Source organism: Luminiphilus sp. nBUS_07, from assembly GCF_051201685.1.
Lineage (GTDB): Bacteria > Pseudomonadota > Gammaproteobacteria > Pseudomonadales > Halieaceae > Luminiphilus.
In genome coordinates this window covers 105,572-123,497 of the sequence record NZ_CP179213.1, presented here as the reverse complement: position 1 = coordinate 123,497, position 17,926 = coordinate 105,572, and the positions used below count along the sequence as shown (strand labels likewise).

The 17,926-nt window shown below is 52.9% G+C and carries 17 protein-coding genes and 1 tRNA gene; 10 read left to right on the top strand and 8 right to left on the bottom strand.

Annotation, left to right across the window (positions count from 1 at the left end):
• Positions 1-20: 20 nt before the first annotated feature.
• Positions 21-96, top strand: a tRNA-Phe gene (locus tag ACMAZB_RS00595).
• Positions 97-232: 136 nt separating this feature from the next.
• Here ACMAZB_RS00595 and ACMAZB_RS00590 read toward each other — a convergent pair.
• Both ACMAZB_RS00590 and ACMAZB_RS00585 read right to left on the bottom strand, forming a co-directional pair.
• Entirely contained in the window at positions 233-739 is a 507-nt protein-coding gene (locus tag ACMAZB_RS00590) for a hypothetical protein (RefSeq protein WP_435218683.1), read from the bottom strand.
• 19 nt (positions 740-758) lie between these two features.
• Positions 759-1,199 carry a hypothetical protein gene (locus ACMAZB_RS00585; RefSeq protein ID WP_435218682.1) on the bottom strand — a complete coding sequence of 147 codons (441 nt, stop codon included), beginning with the start codon at positions 1,197-1,199 and terminating at the stop codon, positions 759-761.
• A 262-nt stretch (positions 1,200-1,461) separates the two neighbouring features.
• Between ACMAZB_RS00585 and ACMAZB_RS00580 the strand changes: the two genes are divergently transcribed.
• On the top strand, positions 1,462-1,683 hold the full coding sequence (locus tag ACMAZB_RS00580) for a hypothetical protein (RefSeq protein ID WP_435218680.1): 222 nt from the start codon (positions 1,462-1,464) through the stop codon (positions 1,681-1,683).
• 52 nt (positions 1,684-1,735) lie between these two features.
• On the opposite strand, the gene ACMAZB_RS00575 is transcribed toward ACMAZB_RS00580, so the two are convergent.
• Positions 1,736-4,996 (bottom strand): WD40/YVTN/BNR-like repeat-containing protein, encoded by a 3,261-nt coding sequence (locus ACMAZB_RS00575; RefSeq protein WP_435218678.1) that lies wholly within the window; start codon positions 4,994-4,996, stop codon positions 1,736-1,738.
• A 458-nt stretch (positions 4,997-5,454) separates the two neighbouring features.
• Here ACMAZB_RS00575 and ACMAZB_RS00570 point away from each other — a divergent pair, with 458 nt between their 5' ends.
• The 5 genes from ACMAZB_RS00570 (at position 5,455) to ACMAZB_RS00550 (ending at position 10,918) form a co-directional block, all read left to right on the top strand.
• Entirely contained in the window at positions 5,455-6,330 is an 876-nt protein-coding gene (locus tag ACMAZB_RS00570; protein WP_435218676.1) for an FAD binding domain-containing protein, read from the top strand.
• The gene (locus ACMAZB_RS00565) at positions 6,327-6,824 is read left to right on the top strand and encodes a (2Fe-2S)-binding protein (protein ID WP_435218674.1); all 498 of its coding nucleotides are present in this window, start codon (positions 6,327-6,329) and stop codon (positions 6,822-6,824) included. The genes ACMAZB_RS00570 and ACMAZB_RS00565 overlap by 4 nt, the downstream gene beginning before the upstream one ends.
• Positions 6,821-9,058 (top strand): xanthine dehydrogenase family protein molybdopterin-binding subunit, encoded by a 2,238-nt coding sequence (locus ACMAZB_RS00560; RefSeq protein WP_435218673.1) that lies wholly within the window; start codon positions 6,821-6,823, stop codon positions 9,056-9,058. Before ACMAZB_RS00565 ends, ACMAZB_RS00560 begins: the two co-directional genes overlap by 4 nt.
• A 226-nt stretch (positions 9,059-9,284) precedes the next feature.
• Entirely contained in the window at positions 9,285-10,166 is an 882-nt protein-coding gene (locus tag ACMAZB_RS00555; RefSeq protein WP_435218672.1) for a DMT family transporter, read from the top strand.
• Between the two features lie 293 nt (positions 10,167-10,459).
• Entirely contained in the window at positions 10,460-10,918 is a 459-nt protein-coding gene (locus ACMAZB_RS00550) for a BLUF domain-containing protein (RefSeq protein WP_435218670.1), read from the top strand.
• Between the two features lie 352 nt (positions 10,919-11,270).
• On the opposite strand, the gene ACMAZB_RS00545 is transcribed toward ACMAZB_RS00550, so the two are convergent.
• Positions 11,271-11,564, bottom strand: coding sequence for an EscU/YscU/HrcU family type III secretion system export apparatus switch protein (locus tag ACMAZB_RS00545; protein WP_435218668.1), 294 nt, complete (start codon positions 11,562-11,564; stop codon positions 11,271-11,273).
• Positions 11,561-12,616 (bottom strand): flagellar hook-length control protein FliK, encoded by a 1,056-nt coding sequence (locus ACMAZB_RS00540; RefSeq protein WP_435218666.1) that lies wholly within the window; start codon positions 12,614-12,616, stop codon positions 11,561-11,563. The genes ACMAZB_RS00545 and ACMAZB_RS00540 overlap by 4 nt, the downstream gene beginning before the upstream one ends.
• 140 nt (positions 12,617-12,756) lie before the next feature.
• Between ACMAZB_RS00540 and pomA the strand changes: the two genes are divergently transcribed.
• From pomA to ACMAZB_RS00525, 3 genes are all read left to right on the top strand, one after another.
• Entirely contained in the window at positions 12,757-13,524 is a 768-nt protein-coding gene (pomA, locus tag ACMAZB_RS00535; RefSeq protein ID WP_435218664.1) for a flagellar motor protein PomA, read from the top strand.
• Positions 13,521-14,459 carry a flagellar motor protein MotB gene (locus ACMAZB_RS00530; protein ID WP_435218662.1) on the top strand — a complete coding sequence of 313 codons (939 nt, stop codon included), beginning with the start codon at positions 13,521-13,523 and terminating at the stop codon, positions 14,457-14,459. Before pomA ends, ACMAZB_RS00530 begins: the two co-directional genes overlap by 4 nt.
• Before the next feature lie 135 nt (positions 14,460-14,594).
• Positions 14,595-15,140 (top strand): PilZ domain-containing protein, encoded by a 546-nt coding sequence (locus ACMAZB_RS00525; protein WP_435218660.1) that lies wholly within the window; start codon positions 14,595-14,597, stop codon positions 15,138-15,140.
• Positions 15,141-15,161: 21 nt separating this feature from the next.
• Here the strand turns inward: ACMAZB_RS00525 and ACMAZB_RS00520 are convergent, their stop codons facing one another.
• From ACMAZB_RS00520 to ACMAZB_RS00510, 3 genes are all read right to left on the bottom strand, one after another.
• Positions 15,162-15,875 carry an RNA polymerase sigma factor FliA gene (locus tag ACMAZB_RS00520; protein ID WP_435218658.1) on the bottom strand — a complete coding sequence of 238 codons (714 nt, stop codon included), beginning with the start codon at positions 15,873-15,875 and terminating at the stop codon, positions 15,162-15,164.
• Entirely contained in the window at positions 15,859-16,668 is an 810-nt protein-coding gene (locus tag ACMAZB_RS00515) for an AAA family ATPase (RefSeq protein WP_435218656.1), read from the bottom strand. The genes ACMAZB_RS00520 and ACMAZB_RS00515 overlap by 17 nt, the downstream gene beginning before the upstream one ends.
• Before the next feature lie 95 nt (positions 16,669-16,763).
• Positions 16,764-17,867: a hypothetical protein gene (locus ACMAZB_RS00510; protein WP_435218654.1), complete on the bottom strand. Its 1,104-nt coding sequence runs from the start codon at positions 17,865-17,867 to the stop codon at positions 16,764-16,766.
• Between the last annotated feature and the right edge of the window lie 59 nt (positions 17,868-17,926).

Sequence of the window (17,926 nt, the reverse complement as noted above, 5' to 3'; positions counted from 1 at the left end):
TAGTTGCCCAACACTACATTGCCCAGGTAGCTCAGTCGGTAGAGCAGGGGATTGAAAATCCCCGTGTCGGCGGTTCGATTCCGTCCCTGGGCACCACTTTTCCAACTGTAGCCCACACAAACGATAGCGTTTTAATTTGGATTGCTAGACTTCTGTCAGAAGTCTTTCAGGAGTGATGCAAATGTATCGTAAATTGGGCTTCCTAAGGGGAAGGAAGAGTGGCGATCAACTGTCAAAGAACGTTACAAAAACCGTGTATGGGGGTGCTTACACCTTGGATAATATAGTTCACCCCCCCACTAGTGGGCAGAAGCCTCAATACAACGTTGAGCGGTACATACTCGTTACCGGTTGGCTGAAGACCCTCTAGGTCACGCTCATCACTATCGCCAGGATTTAGGTCTATTGTCAGTGACACAATAAATGATGCGGGAACTAATTGGTCTCTAACAAGATCGATAGTTATGCCAGAGCCATCTTGATCTAATGACCACTGTGCCACCAGCCTGTCATCATCTGGGCCCTCTGTTGAAAAATAGATTATGGCTCCGTGGGCGCTTTGATCATCGAAGTCTAGAACCAGCGATATGTTTGCTGCTCCACCCCCGTCTCCGGCGACTTGAGGGGAATCAAGCGGAATCAAGCCAGAGCAACTGCCAGCAGGTAGAGGCAACACTGGAACGGCACTCGCCGCAAAATTGGCATGAAGTAGTGCAAAAATAATTACGAGTCTATACACGAGAAGCTCGCCTTTTTATTTAAAATGCAGACATCATTGCTGCGATTGCTGCTTGGTTACTGCGCTGCTTCGGGCTAATCATAAAGCGCACGGTAATCGGTTCTGACGAAACGTCACCGCCATCGCCAGTGCATTGAACGGAGAAAGTGCGCTCTCCAATACCATATGACTGAAGTCTCAAGGAGCCAGCAATTTCAAGACCTCCTGTCCACCCACCTTGTGCCTCGCAAGACGTTAATCCTGAAGACGACCATGTGAGGATGAAAGCCTCCCCAGAATTAATCACGGAGCGGTCAACGCTTAAATCGACGGTTGGTTGTATAGGCGCCTGCTCCGCAGCGTCAGTACGCTGGATTTGAAGCTGCTTCAGTAGTTCGATAAAAATGCTGGCCGGGGTTGCGGAGGCACCCACCGATAGCACCGCTAAGCCTACAAATAACATTACAAGTGTCTTCTTCATGAACCCGTTACGATTTCAAAAGCTTTTCGGATCAGAGGGTGCAACACCTACCCTAAACTCTCGTCATGTAACGCCTATTGCTCTAGTGCGACGGCTAAAACCCCATTCATAACTGGACAGCTCGGGCTATACCACAGAGGTCACACAGAAATTAATTGGGTTGGGAAGCCTGTTTTGGTCATCGCAGATTAAAAACATATGCCCCAATCCAAGTTGGACATTGATCGCGCTTACAGAACCTAAGAATCTGTAGAGCAATAGTTTGCAACAAACACACATCGGCAAATATGGACCCGTCGTTGAAGCAACAAGCAACCTGCCTACTACGGCTTTACGTGGCGCTGCAAAGTGGCGTCCCATACACTACGGCCGGCTTGCAGCGAATCTGCGTCACCGCAATGGTGTCGATATAAACGGCTTAGGAGATATTCAAGCCAGTTTGTCTGCCGACTACCTCTACCCCAAGCTCAAAAAAGATCTTTAAGCTGAATTTCAAAGCGCCTCAAAAACCTTCCTTAGCACATTTGGCGTTGTACTCAACGCCTCTGGAAGCCAAAGCCCGCCCTAACCATTATGAGAAGCATCAAAATCCCCAAAAACATAGGCGGCAAAGTGGGAACCGGCTTGGGCCTAGCTGGGGCTACAATCTCGATCGTGGCGGCGATAGGCCCCCCAACCAAGTAAATACTGTTAGGCGCTGAGACTGCCACAATCGTGCAATCTCCCGGCAAATGCATAGTAACCTCAAGGCTGTTCAGCAAAGGTATCGTACAGACCGAGGGCGTACTCGAGGCATAGGCAATCACTGGCTGTGGATCTACCAATGTCTGCGTTGTCGATGCGGCAGGCGTCAAAGTGAAGGTATCACCAGCAATGAAAGGCTCTGAATCCTGAGGATCAAAGACTAATCCGGGTTTAGTCCGAACTCCGGTACCCGGCGTTGTAATGTGAAGCACCGACTGGGTAACAGGCACCGCCGCTGAATAATCATCATTCCCCGCTTGTGAAGCCTCAATCTGACACGCTCCCAAGCCATCTACGGTTAACGTTGTGCCACTGAGACTACAAACCCCCGGTGACAGCACTCGATAGGATACCGGCAGACCCGATGACGCCACCGCCAACGGTGAAATGGCGTAGGTTGCGCCCAATAAACCATCCTGGAATATCGGATTCTGCACCGGGAAATCAATAACCTGTGCCTGTTTGGGAGAAGGCTGCACGTCGATCGTTTGGCTAACCGAGAGCGCGGGCTCCCAGGTACGGTCACCGGCTTGAGCCGCCGTAATTAAACAAGCACCCACAGCCCGCATGGTCACAGTAGTGCCAGTGACACTACAAATATTTGCACTCTCAGACGTATAGTCGATAGCCAGTCCTGAGCTCGCGCTAGCCACGGGGCTAAGCGCAAACGTCCCGTTAAGGATGAAAGACTGTGCCGCTTGCGCGGCAAAAGTTATCGATTGTGGGCGCGGTAGAATCTCAATGGATGCCGTCAGCGGCCCACCCTCTTCATAAAACTCATTGGGGATAGACGTCGCGGTAATAGAGCAGGTTCCCACATCCAACATGGTGACATTGACACTGCCTCTAAGTGGGATAGAACAAACGTCTGGGGTCGCAGAGCCGTAAACAATCTCAGGCTGTGGATCGACAAAGGTTTGAGTCGTAGTCGCCGGTGGCGTCAGTGCAAAAACACCACCAGGCACAAACACCTCTGAGTCCTGAGGATCGAACACCAATCCCGGGTTGGTTAGAACTCCGGTACCCGGCGTTGTAATGTGAAGCACCGACTGGGTAACAGGCACCGCCGCTGAATAATCATCATTCCCCGCTTGTGAAGCCTCAATCTGACACGCTCCCAAGCCATCTACGGTTAACGTTGTGCCACTGAGACTACAAACCCCCGGTGACAGCACTCGATAGGATACCGGCAGACCCGATGACGCCACCGCCAACGGTGAAATGGCGTAGGTTGCGCCCAATAAACCATCCTGGAATATCGGATTCTGCACCGGGAAATCAATAACCTGTGCCTGTTTGGGAGAAGGCTGCACGTCGATCGTTTGGCTAACCGAGAGCGCGGGCTCCCAGGTACGGTCACCGGCTTGAGCCGCCGTAATTAAACAAGCACCCACAGCCCGCATGGTCACAGTAGTGCCAGTGACACTACAAATATTTGCACTCTCAGACGTATAGTCGATAGCCAGTCCTGAGCTCGCGCTAGCCACGGGGCTAAGCGCAAACGTCCCGTTAAGGATGAAAGACTGTGCCGCTTGCGCGGCAAAAGTTATCGATTGTGGGCGCGGTAGAATCTCAATGGATGCCGTCAGCGGCCCACCCTCTTCATAAAACTCATTGGGGATAGACGTCGCGGTAATAGAGCAGGTTCCCACATCCAACATGGTGACATTGACACTGCCTCTAAGTGGGATAGAACAAACGTCTGGGGTCGCAGAGCCGTAAACAATCTCAGGCTGTGGATCGACAAAGGTTTGAGTCGTAGTCGCCGGTGGCGTCAGTGCAAAAACACCACCAGGCACAAACACCTCTGAGTCCTGAGGATCGAACACCAATCCCGGGTTGGTCCGAACCCCAGGTCCAAGGGCTGAAATCTGTAGGATCGACTGAGTCACTGGCTCAGCCGGATAATAGGTACTGTCGCCGGATTGCGATGCTTCAATCTTACATTCCCCGGCTGAAATCATGGTTATTGTCGTACCGCTAACTGAACAAACCCCCGGGGAGAGCACTGTGTACGTGACGGGCAGACCGGAGGATGCAGTCGCATATGGGTTTAGAGGATAGGAGCCTGACAGAGCAAATGACTGATAAAGCGGCTCTTGTGCATTGAAATCAATTACCTGAGGTAGTTTGCCAACGGCCACGTCGTACAGGAGGCGAAAATTTGTCGTTGGGCTGGTGGCGGCTGCCCAAGTCACACCGTCACCACTGGTGAGTATGACACCTTCGTCACCCACAGCGACATAACGGACTCCATCATAAGCCACGCCAAAGAGGTCATATGTGGTGGTGCTCGCTCGTTGCGTCCAGGTAATCGTGTCTAGGCTGGTGAGGATCGTCCCTCCTTTTCCCACCACCACGAACAGGTTGCTGCCGTTATATACAACATCTTTCAAATCATCGGTGACCCCGCTGGTTCGGCTCGCCCAAGTCTTTGTTCGGGGATCGTCGCTGGTCGCAATTGTCCCTTTATTTCCCACCGCCACCCATAAACCATTGCCATATTCGATGCCGGAAAGTTGCTTTAACTTTGTTGAGGGAGCATGTTGTGTCCAATCCGTGCTGTCCGGACTGGTTAATATCAAGCCCCCTTCGGTTGAAGTGCCGGACAGCGTGAAGAGGTTGGTCGAATTGTAGGCAGCGTCCAAAACTGTGAAGGAGTAGCCGCTGCTTACTGAGGTCCAATCAGTACCGTTGGGGCTTGTTACAATGCGCCCGTTGTTTCCGGATACAATCCATTGCCCTCCAGCATAAGCCGCGCTCCACAATTGGTCCGAGTTTCCGCTGACTGCTGCGGTCCATTCTTGGGCATTGGTACTGGTAGAAATCGTCCCTTTGCTACCGGCAGCAACCCACTGGCCACTCACATCGGAGCTGACGCCGCGAAGCGTTTGTGAAGTATTGCTGGTGGCTGCGGTCCAAGTATCACCATCGGCACTGTAAAGAATGACTCCCCTGTCACCGACAGTGACCCAGCCCGCAAGGGCCTCAGGCTGCATACCCAATAGCAAGCATACAAAAAAAATGGGGCGTAACTTTTTTAAATGGCACATGTTCAAACGATAACCAATCCGTTGATTAAAGTGGGTTTCTCTAAGCTGGGCCACTCAAGTTGAGGCTTAAATCGCCGTCAGCTTCTCTCAGAGGATATTTATTTAACATATGTTGAAACAAATTTAAATTTTTTACTTGTGCCACTTCAACTTCGAGTTCGGCAATCTCGCGACAGCGTAAAAATCAGCATCTGGTTGATCTTTGACATCTCAAGCGCGCCGATAACCGCTAACCACGCTAATGCCATAAATTCAAAAATGTTTAGTCACTTTTTAACGCTGAAGAGCCGGCCCCACCCTGTTGGCTAAAGCGTGAAACCAGCGCAGCGATGCTTGGTTTAAGAATAACTCCTACTTCAGCGCACCCTAAATACAGCACGCGCAAACGGAGGGTTTACCCAGTAGTTAGGTAAGTTATCCTTGGTAGACTTCGTTGATCAAAGACATAAGGAATTTGCATGGCTGTTCAGGAATTTGTCGCGCCGAAGTCTCTGCCCGAGGCCCAAGGTATTTTTGCCAACGATAGCAGCGCCTCATGGCTGGCGGGGGGAACCGATTTATTAGTCGGTATACGCTTGGGAATGCGCGACCCCAGTCGCATTATTGATCTGAAACAAATTCCAGAATTAATGGCATTAGACGTCAGTGGAGATTCAATCCTCATCGGTGCCGCGGCCTCCGCCTACGACATTTTGCACAACAGCGAGATCGGTAGCCTGTGCCCCGGGCTGGCAGATGCTTTGGATTTGATCGGCTCTACTCAGATTCAAGGGCGTTGTTCCGCCGGGGGCAATCTTTGCAATGCCTCCCCCGCCGCAGACAGTATTCCAGCCCTTATTGCCAACGGTGCAGTTTGCAGAATTTTAGGTAGCTCGGGTGAGCGACTTTTACCCGTAGAAGACTTCATTGTAGGCCCGGGTAAAAATGCGCTGAAGAGCGATGAACTGCTGGTACAGCTCGTATTACCCAAGCCGATGCCGGCTACTTCTGATGCCTATTTAAGACTAACCCCCAGAACCGAAATGGATATTGCGGTGGCGGGCACTGGAGTCTCAATAACGCTAGATACCGCAGGTATCTGTACCGCAGCACGGGTTGCCATTGGCGCCGTTGCCCCAACGCCGTTGCTCGTTGAAGCCGCAGGACAGGCATTAGTTGGTTCAAAGCTGGAGGACGATGCGATTGACAGTGCCGTTACTGCAGTCCGGGCCGCAGCAAGTCCTATTTCAGACAAACGCGGCAGTGCACAATATCGCACCCACGTTGTGGGAGTGCTCGTCAAAAGGGCTATTCAACGCGCTCAGGCACGAATTAACGCGGGAGAAGCGGCATGAGTACACCACTAAACAAACTTCCTATACAGGCCGTCATTAACGGTGAGCCCAAAATGTTCTTGGCCGCTCCCGGGCAGGTTCTAGCCGACGTGCTGCGGGACGAGCTCGAACTCATTGGCACCAAGATTGGCTGTAACACCGGTGATTGCGGCGCCTGCTCTGTCTTGGTCAATGATCGACTGGTGTGTTCCTGCCTTGTATTGGCTGCTGAAGTTGAAGGTCAGTCGGTACAAACCATTGAGGGCATTGCCGACGGCGCAGTGCTCCACCCGGTACAACAAAAACTGTTAGAGCATGGCGGGCTGCAGTGTGGTGTTTGCACTCCTGGTGTTGTCGTCGCCGCCAAGGCGTTGCTCGATAGCAACCCGAATCCCACCGAAGAACAGGCCCGATACTGGTTGGCAGGCAATCTGTGTCGCTGCACCGGCTACGACAAAATTATTCATGCAGTGCTAGATGCTGCCGAAGCCATTCGCGAAGGAGCCGCCTCATGAATGCCAAGCAGGAGTTCAAAATTGTTGGCACCCGGCCCATTCGCCCTGATGGCTTAGACAAAGTCACCGGGCGGGCGCGCTATGGTGCAGACCTTAATATGCAGGGTCAAATCTACGGACACATCCTCCGCAGCCCCCATGCCCATGCCAACATTAAAAGCATCGATTGCAGCAAGGCCCTCGCTATGGAGGGTGTCTTGGCGGTCATGACAGGAGAGGACCTCGCCGAGCCTGGAAATACCGTTTTAGGCAGTGGAGAAGGCGCCATCGCCCTGAAAGACTTGATTCCCATGGTGATGTCCCAAGGGAAGGTCTTGTTTCACGCCCAAGCGGTTGCTGCTGTTGCAGCGACAACAACTGCTCTGGCAGCCGAAGCGGCAGCAGCCATTGAAGTTACCTATGAGGTGCTACCCGTTGTTACAAATTGTCGCGATGCCCTCGCCGACGACGCGCCTATTTTGCACAGCGACCGATTTCCCGATGGCAAGCCCAAAGAACCCACTAATCTGGCGGCACACATTACGATGCAGGTCGGCGAACCCGACGCCGCTTTCGAGCAGGCTGATGTGATCGTCGAGCGCACCTATTCAGTACCCATGTGTCACCAAGGCTACATTGAACCCCATGCCTGCGTTGCCAGGGTAGATGCGGCAGAACGCGTGGAGCTTTGGTGCTCTACGCAAGGGCACTTTAACGTGCGGCAATACACCGCAGGGGTTACGGGTATTGGCCTTGGCAAGATCCGCGTAACACCCTCGGAAATTGGCGGTGGCTTTGGCGGTAAAACCACCGTTTATCTAGAGCCCATTGCGGTTTTACTGGCTAACAAGTCTGGGCGGCCGGTAAAAATGGTTATGGATCGTGGCGATGTATTCCGTGCAACTGGCCCGGCACCCGGTGCCGAAACCCGAGTTAAGCTCGGTGCTACCAAGGACGGTCGACTCGTAGCGGCCGATGTCGATTGCCTCATGGATTCTGGAGCCTACAACGGTAACCCCGCAGGCATTCCTGCCTTTATGGCGACCGCCTGTTATAAATTAACTGATGCGCGCTCTTCGGGCCGTTCGGTGTATACCAACAAACCAAAAATACATGCCTATCGAGCACCCAGCATGCCTCAGGTCACTTTGGCCTTTGAATTAGTGATGAATGAAGTGGCCGCTGAGCTGAAAATCGACCCCCTAGAATTTCGTCTCAACAACGCAGTAGAAGAAGGCGACGTCAATATGATGGGCGCCCCCTACAAACGCATCGGCCTTCGTGAATGCCTGAAGGCGGCACGCAGCCACCCGCACTACCAATCGTCTGTTGCAGACGGCGCGGGTCGAGGGATTGCAGCAGGGTACTGGATTAACGCCGGCATGCAATCGAGTGCCACGCTTAACGTCAGTCCCGATGGCAGTGTATCGCTTCTCACGGGCAGCCCAGATATTGGCGGGTCCCGAGCCTCCATGGCAATCATGGGCGCTGAGGTGCTGGGTATTCCTATTGAATCCATCTACCCTCAGGTTGTCGCAACCGATGCCGTGGGGCACTGCGATGCCACTGGCGGTAGTCGTACAACACTGGCCACAGGCCAGGCGGTAATTCAAGCTGCAGATGAACTGGTGGCAGAGTTGTGCCGTCGGGTTGCCCTTGAGTGGGATGTGCCAGAAGACGAAGTCATGTGGTCAGATGGTGCTGCGCATCATGGTGAGCAATCTTTAAGCTTCAAAGACCTTGCGAGCCGCGCCAGCGCCATGGGCGGGCCGCTTACGGTATCAAGCTCCCTCAATTCGACCAGTGCCTCACCCGGCTTTGGCGTACACATCTGCGATGCCGAAGTCGACAAAGAAACGGGCCGTACCACCATTACCCGATATACCGTTATTCAAGATGCCGGTAAGGCCATTCACCCAACCTATGTCGAAGGCCAAATGCAAGGAGGTGCAGCACAAGGCATTGGCTGGGCACTCAATGAAGAATACGTTTATAACGATCAAGGCGTATTGGAAAATGCAGGCTTTCTCGATTACCGCATTCCCGTTGCCTCAGACCTCCCTTTCATCGATACGGTGATTGTTGAAGTCCCAAATCCATTGCACCCCTATGGTGTGAAAGGGGTGGGTGAGGTTCCCATCGTGCCGCCCATGCCGGCTGTAGCACAGGCAGTGTTTGATTCTGGCAATATCAGAGTAATGGATTTGCCGTTAAACCCAGCCAAAGTTGCGGCAGCAATCATTGAAGGCCCATAGATAAAAAACGAGCGGCATCGCGCTTCGACGATGATGCCGCATTGCACCAACGATGGGCTTAAGCACAGGGCCCACCAAAACGCCGATATTTACTGAAGCGAGGCGCTAGTATCCTTTAGCAACTCAAAGCCTCAGTAAGCAGCGAGTACCGAAGAACTTCTCAAATAGAGCGTCCATACTCGCTGCAGCTTACGTGAACGGCTGACAACCTAATTAAGGTCTAATAATGACGGGGCCCCGCTACATGCTATTAAGTGCCCTCGCATTTGCGTTGATGGGGGCCATGGTCAAGATTGCAAGCGCAGAGGGTCTGCCGCTTCTGCAGATCATATTCGTGCGAGCCATTATCTCTGTCCTTTTATGCCTCATCGCTATCCGTCGCTCGGGCTCTAAACCTCTGGGTCGTCAACGGGGGCTATTGTTAGCACGCGGGGTGGTCGGGTTTCTGGCGCTGACTGGGGTTTTTTATGCCTTCATAAACTTACCCTATGCACAGGCCACCGTTCTGCAATATTTGCACCCCGTCTTTACAGCAGGCCTAGCGTTCTGGTTTCTCGCCGAGCGCCCCACTCCGGCCACACTTATCTGTATTGCCCTTAGCCTTTTGGGATTGGGCTGCGTGGTCTACCCTTATTTCCAAAGCACCAGCACCTCGGTTATGCCAATAGCAGCGGTGTTGGCAGGGCTAGGTGGTGCCCTGGGCAGCGGCATTGCTTACACCCTGGTGCGAAAGCTGGCAGCCACCGAGCACCCCTCGGTCATCGTCCTGTATTTTCCCATGGTTTGTGTTCCTGCAACGCTGTTACTAGGGGCCGGGGATTTTATCTGGCCCAGCCAAATCGGCTGGTTAACGCTACTGGGTGTGGGCTGCTTTACCCAACTGGGCCAAATTTCTCTCACCAAGGCCATGCAAACGGACTCGGCCAGTCGAGCTACCAGCTTGAGCTACCTTCAAATAGTATTTGCCGCGGGTTTGGGTTGGCTTTTATTTAAGGAGGTTCCTGCCACTGCTACTGTAATCGGTGCCGCTTTTATTCTTTTTGGCGCACTAATCAGCGCAGCCTTGCAGCCCAATCCGCATAAAAAGCGAGGCACCAGCAAAGCATAAAAAGCGTGGCATCAAGCGGCACCTAATCACCTGCTACTTATCGAAGCAACAACGCCGGCAGCCCAAAACACGCTCAGCGCCTATTGGTATCCCCTCGCAAACCACTGGTGGAAATGATGGGTGGGACCATCCATCACTGGAGAGAAGATGCCGCCTATTGATGAACCGTCAAGGCGTCCATCGTCTCGATTCTTCCGTAACTTATTTATAGTTGTTAGGGCGAACAGACTACAGCTTTGTCCCGAAGTGCTGTCCGCCAATGTTGTCATAAAAAAATAAGAGGATTTAGTCCATTGGCCGATCTGTATCATTTAGCCTACGTTAGCGACGTCATGCTCCTGCAACCCGATGAAGAACCGGCGCAGACTTTGGTGGACAGTCGCCTGCAAAATATTTTGGAAACCGCGGCAAAGAACAACCAGCAATCGGATATCACCGGAGCCTTACTATTTTCCGGCAGACACTTTGCACAGGTGCTGGAGGGCCCTGAAGCCGCCATTAATGATAGGTTCAGGCTGATCTCACAAGATACTCGGCATCACAATGTCACCCCCCTGCTATATGAACCCGCGGGTGAAAGACAATTTAAGGGTTGGTCAATGGCCTTGTGCATGCCCGAGGACCTGGATTCACCTCCCGCCATTGCCAATTCAAAACCCTCACCGGGGAGTGTTGAAGCGGGTAATCTAGGTCGAGGCATTGTCGCTTCTCTGGCAGCAGCCATCGATAAGCGTGCCAGTAAAGCCGGCTGACCATGACATCTAACTTGAAAATCCTATCGCCCAATAAAACCGCGCTCACTGGTATCCCGCTGCTTTAGCTCTTTGCTAGGGTTGTCCGGGTGTTGCTCTAAAATGCACAGTGAAACCTTCGAGGTAGGTGGTTATGGACCAAGAGGCAATCGTTTCGAATAACCTGACCGCCCTAAAGCGATAGAGTTTGCGGCAACTGCTAAACGAAGACGCTACCCGTAAATTGACTGCCTAATATCCCCACTATTTAAATCGTAGCTACATTGAATGCTAGTGGGAAGTCTTTACCGACTATATCTGTCGCCAGTTTGGTCCCTATGGTGACTGGCAAATAAGGGCATAGGAGGTTGAACTAGGCACGGCTTTGTAGGGCCATTTCCATTTGCATAACAAACACTAAAACCTCGGCAACCGCACGATACAGCTCTGCAGGTATCTCCTCGCCAAGGGGTACCTGAGACAGTAATTCCGCCAATCGAGGATCCTCAACAACCGGCACACCGGATTCTTCGGCCTTGGCTTTGATGGCCTCGGCAATTTCACCACTACCCGTAGCCACTACCACCGGTGCTTGGGAGCCGTCGTAGCGCAGGGCCACTGAAGACGGGTTTTTACGATTACGTCCATCCCAAAAATATTCACTCATGCTTCAACGCTCAAGCCCGGAGCATCCGATGATGGATCGCTTCTTTGAGTCGTAGCATTGGCCGAGAGGGTTACCGCCTGAAAATTACGGAAATTCAGCTGATTTTCTAGGGATGACATTGACCGACGTAGCCAAGCAGTCGTCTCGGGTTTGTCGCAGTCAAAAGCCACGCTGACAGCGGAGCCTTGTAACTGCAGCCGCACAACTACAGAGCCCATTTCCGGAAATTCAAAGCATAAGGACGCCTTCCAGCACTCAGGTTGATCGACCTCGCGCGCTTCACGTTCAAGCTGTAACTGCACATCATGGAATTGTTCCCCCAGCTGAGCAGGCAGAGTGAACAGCCACCGCTGCCCCCCATCCTCTTGGGGTAAAGAGGCCAACTGCTGCTGGGAAATACCCTTAAGCAAGGCCATAGCCTTGTCTACAACCTGATGCAGCGCCCGAATTTCGGTAGCACCCTCATCGAGATTATCTGCCAACGCCAAGGCAACCGCCTGAACTTGCGACAGATTAGCCTTGCTTGACTGGCTAGCGCGGTTGCTGCGGCCCGCGAGTAAGTCTGCTTCGGTAAACAGGCCTGAGTCCCGCAGCCCCCGTTGCACTTCACCAGCAGTCAAGCTTTCCGCCTTTAGCGCCCGTCCCCGCAGTGCCCGAGTGAGCTCCTGCAGCTCAGGAGAACCGAAACGGGCGGCCTGTGTGCTGAGCTGATTCAATAGTGCTGCGGGGCGCGGTGACCCGAGGGCTAGGGTCGTTTCTACGGCTCGCCCACCGGCGTCAGCTCGAGGCAAACTAGCATCGGGAATTCGTCGCAGCACCAACTCTTGCCCAGCTTGCTTAACCTCCATAGCCATTCGAGTGCCCGCCTGAACAGGCAGGTCTGAACTAGCAGCAAAAGTCTTGCCCCCAATTGACAGTAAAACCGCGCCATTGGGGCGAGATTCCACAACTAAAGCCGTGAGTTGCTGCCCCACGCGCCAGTTCGACATTTGCACACCAAAGTTGCGCTGGTCGACTCGTGCGGGCGTCAATGTGAGTTGCAGCTCTTCCAAGGGTTTAAGACTCCATAACCTTCACTGAAATGACTTCTAAACTTTCTTGCTTATCGGACGCTCTTAGATACGATAAGGTCCGACTTCGCAGTCAGCCCTCCCTTTAAGCCTCACACAAGGTATTAGCGACAGAATAACGCATGGATTTAGCAACTCTATTAGGTTTATTGGGTGGACTAGCCGTTGTTGGCACCGCAATCTTTTACGGTGGCGCTGGCCCAACGTTTTATAACGTCCCGTCCATACTGATTGTGATTGGCGGTACCTTCATGACTGTTATGGTGAAGTTTTCCCTAAAACAGTTCCTAGGTGCCTTTAAAGTCGCGGGTCGCGCCTTTTCCAACAAAACCCACGATCCAGAAAGCCTGATTGCAGAGATCGTGAATTTAGCGAATATTGGGCGTAAAGAGGGTTTACTAGCCCTCGAGAAAGCGGTCATTTCTGAGTCGTTTTTAAAAGACGGTATCCAGATGCTCGTCGACGGTAGCAATCAGGAAGTCGTAAAAGCCGTCATGGCCAAGGATATGCAGCAGACTATGGATCGCCACAATTGGGGCGAGCGGGTTTGGCGCGCCGTAGGCGATGTCGCACCAGCGATGGGTATGATCGGTACCCTCGTTGGTCTGGTGGGCATGCTCGTCAATATGAACGACCCAAAAGCGATTGGCCCACAAATGGCGGTCGCTCTGCTCACCACCCTGTACGGGGCGGTACTTGCCAACATGGTCGCTCTGCCGATTGCCGACAAACTGCACCTGCGCAAGAGTAATGAAAAACTGATCCACCAAATGTGTATCGACGGCGTTCTGGCCATTCAAGCAGGGCAGAACCCCCGGGTCATCGAAAGCATGCTAAAAGCGTATTTAGACCCAGCCCATCGCGATAAAAATGCGAACAACGGCAAATGAGCGACGACGACGAAGAAGATTCAGGCCCCGCGGGATCACCCGCTTGGATGGCCACATTTGCAGATCTCATGTCACTGCTCATGTGCTTCTTCGTCATTATTCTATCCTTCTCAGAACTCGACGTTATTAAGTACAAGCAGATCGCCGCCTCTATGAAGGATGCTTTCGGCGTTCAACAAAAAATGGAAATTACAGCCATTCCCAAAGGAACCAGCGTCGTGGCCACTGAATTTCAGCCAGGCATACCGGAACCCACGCCCCTTGAGCGCATTGAACAGGTCACAACCGATCAAGACCTCAACTCACTGCGCATTGGTAACCCCGATGCAAAGCAAACCGAAGCTCGAGAAGTAAAAGACCTCATCACCGAAGAAATGGAAATGCTAATTGAGGAGACTGAGCTTGATGCAGAAATGTTGCGCCGGCTGCTAAAGGCTGAAATTGAAGCAGGCCAGATTGATGTGGAGAGCGAGGGCCGTACCATTGTCATTCGTATAAGAGAGAAAGGATCATTTCCCTCCGGATCAGCACAACTTGATATCGGCTTCCTCGCGGTACTGGATAAAACCGGTTTCGCACTGAACGAAATTAAAGGCCTGATTTTTATCGAGGGCCATACCGATAACGTGCCCATTAATACTGCGCGCTATGGTTCAAATTGGGATTTGTCTGCGGCAAGGTCTGTCGCAGTCGCTGAGCGGCTTTTAGACGGCCCCAAGATGGATCCCATTCGATTGACTATTTCTGGCCATGCCGACACCCGACCACAAGCTCCAAATCAATCTTGGGAAGGACGTGCACAAAATAGGCGCGTCGAGGTGGTTGTAAAGCAACCGCTTAGTGAAAGCCAAAGCACGTTTATTCGGGAGATGCGAGAGACAAACCCAGAAACTGTAAAAGCACTTGAAGATACCGGCATAAGGGCAAACCCATGAAACAGCTAGCATTCATGCACGAGGCAGCCCGGACATATTATGGAAGCAACAGCACGCAGTGCCCTACCAAGCTAAAGCTTCAGTGGCCGCTACTCGACAGTAACTGCAGACCACCGCAAGAGAGGTTTATACACAATGGCTGATTTAGAAGACGACTGCGGTAGAGGGTTTTTTCGGGTTGATGACGAGCTGCGTTTGAGCTGGATAAAAGTTGAGCCCGACTCAATAACACCCCTAACCGACCGAAACATGGAACTGCACAACCTAAATGCACATCTGCACACGCTAATTTCCACGGCATTTGGTAACTCGGCTGTGGTGGGTGAGGCTCTCGGGTTGTTGAATCGGAAAATTGAGTTGCTCAGCGGGGAGGAGAACGACGTAAGCCTCAATCTCAAAACGATTCCCGCAAATGTCAGTGGTTCAGGCCTGGCCTTTGCATCGAATGAACCCCTCACGCAAAACGAATCTCTCGAGCTGACCATGCTGTTGCTCCCGGTTAACGCTGCGGTTCGCGTCAGAGCCAGTGTCGTGACCTGCTCGGATTATCGGGGTGATGACTGGACCTACTGGATACGCTCGAAATTTGAGCCGAAACAAGAGGTCATTACAGAGCAGATTGTTCAACACGTGAATCTGAAGCAAATGCATAGTCTGGCTTCGCGACACAAAAAGCGTTAGGCGGGCAACGTCAGTTGTCGGCTACGTCCAGTCGGTGAGTTTAGCCCGCAGTCGGGCGACTGCCTGACCATGAATCTGCGAGACTCGAGATTCACTGACATTGAGGACCATACCAATCTCCTTGAGATTGAGTCCCTCGGTATAGTAGAGCGACATCATGAGTCCCTCTTTTTCGGGCAATCGTTCGATCGCCTCGACCACAGCTTCACGTTGGGCTGCGTCGAAAACAGATGTCGTGGTGGCGTCGACTTCAGTTGGCACGTCCAGCTCTTCGAGCTGGCCGATTCGAGCACAAGCCAATTCTCCTGAAAGTTGCTGGTAGCTGTCCAAATCCATATCGAGCTGATCAGCAATCTCCTGATCAGTAGCCGGTCTTCCAACCCGCTGCTCAGCGCGCTCAATCGCTGCCGCAACACGTCCCAAGTCGCGTTGTACGCTTCTTGGCAACCAATCTCGGCTACGCAATTCATCGAGCATGGCACCGCGAATACGGATAGCCGCATACGTAGAAAACTGAGCGCCTGAATCGAGCTGATGGTCATCGGACGCTTTCAAAAGGCCGATCAGGCCCACCTGAATCAAATCGTCCATTTCGATATGGGCAGGTAAGCGCACCAACAGTTGTTGAGCAATGCGCTTCACAAGCGGCAAATGCGCACGAACCAAGGCATCGCCCTGACTGGCCCCGCCGCAAGCGCCGTATTCTGATAGCTTAGCGCTAGTGCTTAGGTTCACTGGGCTGTCGCAAAAGCTGTTCAACGAAAAATCCCATGCCTGGGACCGCACCGTCATAAATATTGCTGGTCAATCTTCGACCGGCATCGCGAATTGCCACTGCGGCAGGCGATCGAGGGTAAAGACTCACTAGCGCCGCACGCTCCTGAACAGCACGGCGTAGGTAGGCATCCGAGGGCACTCCACCCAAATACCCCAAATCGACATCAAGGTACTTGTCCGTGACCGTCGTCAATCGCTCGTAAACTTTTCGGCCTTGAGCCGCACTATCAATTTGGTTGGTCAAAATTTCAAAGCGCCTTACGCCACGATCATTGCGCAGCACCTTCATCAATGCGTAAGCATCGGTCAGCGAAGCCGGTTCGTCACACACCACAACCACGACGGTTTTACACGCCGAGACAAAGGTTTGTACCGTGGTATCGATGCCCGCTCCGGTATCAACGATCAAAACATCAGGGGCGTCTATTTGCTCAGAGAAGGAGCGGACTAAATTGTTTTGCTCGGCTTGATCGAGACTGGCAAGCCGCGTCACACCGGAGGACGCGGGTACGATTCGAAGTCCCTCCGGCCCTTCAACAATAACTTCAGAAAGTTGATGCGTGCCCGCCACAACGTCAGCGAGGGTTGGCCCTACAGACACACCCAGAATGACATCAACGTTTGCAAGGCCAAGGTCGGCATCAAGGAGAATGACATCTAGGCCCTCTCGAGACATAGATACACCCAAATTAACAGCGATGTTGGTTTTACCAACACCCCCTTTGCCGCCCGTAACGGCGATTACATGCATGGACTTCTCCTTTCTAAAAACTCCCTCATAAGCCCCGAATCTTAGGGGCATACAAGGGATCGACCCTGCATCGTAGCGCAGTCCGTACATCGCTGTCAGACCGCCACTTTGAGCTGAGCTGCCTGACGTTGCAGCCCGCGTTTTGCAAGACGCTTGGCATTGGTCAGCATTTCGTCGCCAGACACCGGCAGCAAACTGTTTGTTCGAACATCATAGCGACCCGCAAGCGCCAGCTCGCTCGTCACTACGGCATCGATCACGGCACCAAGGGAGGTCGCTTCATCTACCTTGGTGGTTATAACGCCGGCCAGTGGCAAGTGACGACTGTGATCAAGTACTTCACGTAAATGATCGCTACTCGCGGTGGCAGGGAGAGCGACAAATGCAGCGAGGCCGCCACGTTGGCGTGCCAGCAGCGTCAGTACAGGATCCTGAGATCCTAACGCCGGGCTTAGTGCCGGCGTATCAATGATGATTTCCCTGGCCCACCGACACCCCGACAAGGCCTCCGCCAGCTCGTCGTTACTGCGGGCACTGTACTGTTTAATGTTAAGACGTGTCGCCAGCTGGCTTAGCGCCGTGTCCTGACTGGGATCACCACAGTGAACCAGTGCAATTTGCTCCGGCGATAGATGGCTCATGCTCGCCTGCATCAATGCACCAGCTGTTTGCGTTTTACCGCTACCGCTACCGCCAATAATGGCTTTAATCCGGAACCCACCAAGCTCTTCACTCGACAGGCTATTTAAGGCGGTCATCAAATGCTGCGTAACCTGTTGCCATGCGGCATTTAACCCTTCGACATGGGCAACACGGTCAGCGAGTTCACCGGCCAATACCCGTCCTAATCCCAAGGTCGCCAATCGTTGGGCTACCGCGGCTGCCACTGGACGCGAAGTCGCCGTGTCCTGCCATCGACGCTCCCCCAGGGCTTGCTGCAAGGTCTCCCGCAAACTGGCGAGCTCCCGCTTAAGCTGGGCCAACTGAATTTCATTATCACCCGTCGCAAGCGCATTTGTATTAGCCGCGATACTCGGCGCGGTAACACGGGTCATATCGGGCAGCTGTGTGGTGGCACATATTTCTATGCCATCACTTGTCCGTTGACTCGAGAGCACCAGGGCGTCAGGCCCGAGGTGCTGCCTAACCTGATCTAAAGCGGCGCGGTTGTCTCTGCCTGTAAAGCGCTGCACATTCATTCTCGTTATCTCCTTAACTGCGACGGAAAACCGACGGTTCACCGTCTTCTATCTGTTTG

What these genes read in the sequence shown, in the direction of transcription:
- ACMAZB_RS00555 (WP_435218672.1), top strand. Translation starts at nt 9,285, where the DNA reads ATGACGGGGCCCCGCTACATGCTATTAAGTGCCCTCGCATTTGCGTTG.
- ACMAZB_RS00530 (WP_435218662.1), top strand. Translation starts at nt 13,521, where the DNA reads ATGAGCGACGACGACGAAGAAGATTCAGGCCCCGCGGGATCACCCGCT.
- ACMAZB_RS00585 (WP_435218682.1), bottom strand. Translation starts at nt 1,199, where the DNA reads ATGAAGAAGACACTTGTAATGTTATTTGTAGGCTTAGCGGTGCTATCG.
- ACMAZB_RS00545 (WP_435218668.1), bottom strand. Translation starts at nt 11,564, where the DNA reads ATGAGTGAATATTTTTGGGATGGACGTAATCGTAAAAACCCGTCTTCA.
- ACMAZB_RS00560 (WP_435218673.1), top strand. Translation starts at nt 6,821, where the DNA reads ATGAATGCCAAGCAGGAGTTCAAAATTGTTGGCACCCGGCCCATTCGC.
- ACMAZB_RS00510 (WP_435218654.1), bottom strand. Translation starts at nt 17,867, where the DNA reads ATGAATGTGCAGCGCTTTACAGGCAGAGACAACCGCGCCGCTTTAGAT.
- ACMAZB_RS00570 (WP_435218676.1), top strand. Translation starts at nt 5,455, where the DNA reads ATGGCTGTTCAGGAATTTGTCGCGCCGAAGTCTCTGCCCGAGGCCCAA.
- pomA (WP_435218664.1), top strand. Translation starts at nt 12,757, where the DNA reads ATGGATTTAGCAACTCTATTAGGTTTATTGGGTGGACTAGCCGTTGTT.
- ACMAZB_RS00515 (WP_435218656.1), bottom strand. Translation starts at nt 16,668, where the DNA reads ATGCATGTAATCGCCGTTACGGGCGGCAAAGGGGGTGTTGGTAAAACC.
- ACMAZB_RS00525 (WP_435218660.1), top strand. Translation starts at nt 14,595, where the DNA reads ATGGCTGATTTAGAAGACGACTGCGGTAGAGGGTTTTTTCGGGTTGAT.
- ACMAZB_RS00565 (WP_435218674.1), top strand. Translation starts at nt 6,327, where the DNA reads ATGAGTACACCACTAAACAAACTTCCTATACAGGCCGTCATTAACGGT.
- ACMAZB_RS00575 (WP_435218678.1), bottom strand. Translation starts at nt 4,996, where the DNA reads ATGTGCCATTTAAAAAAGTTACGCCCCATTTTTTTTGTATGCTTGCTA.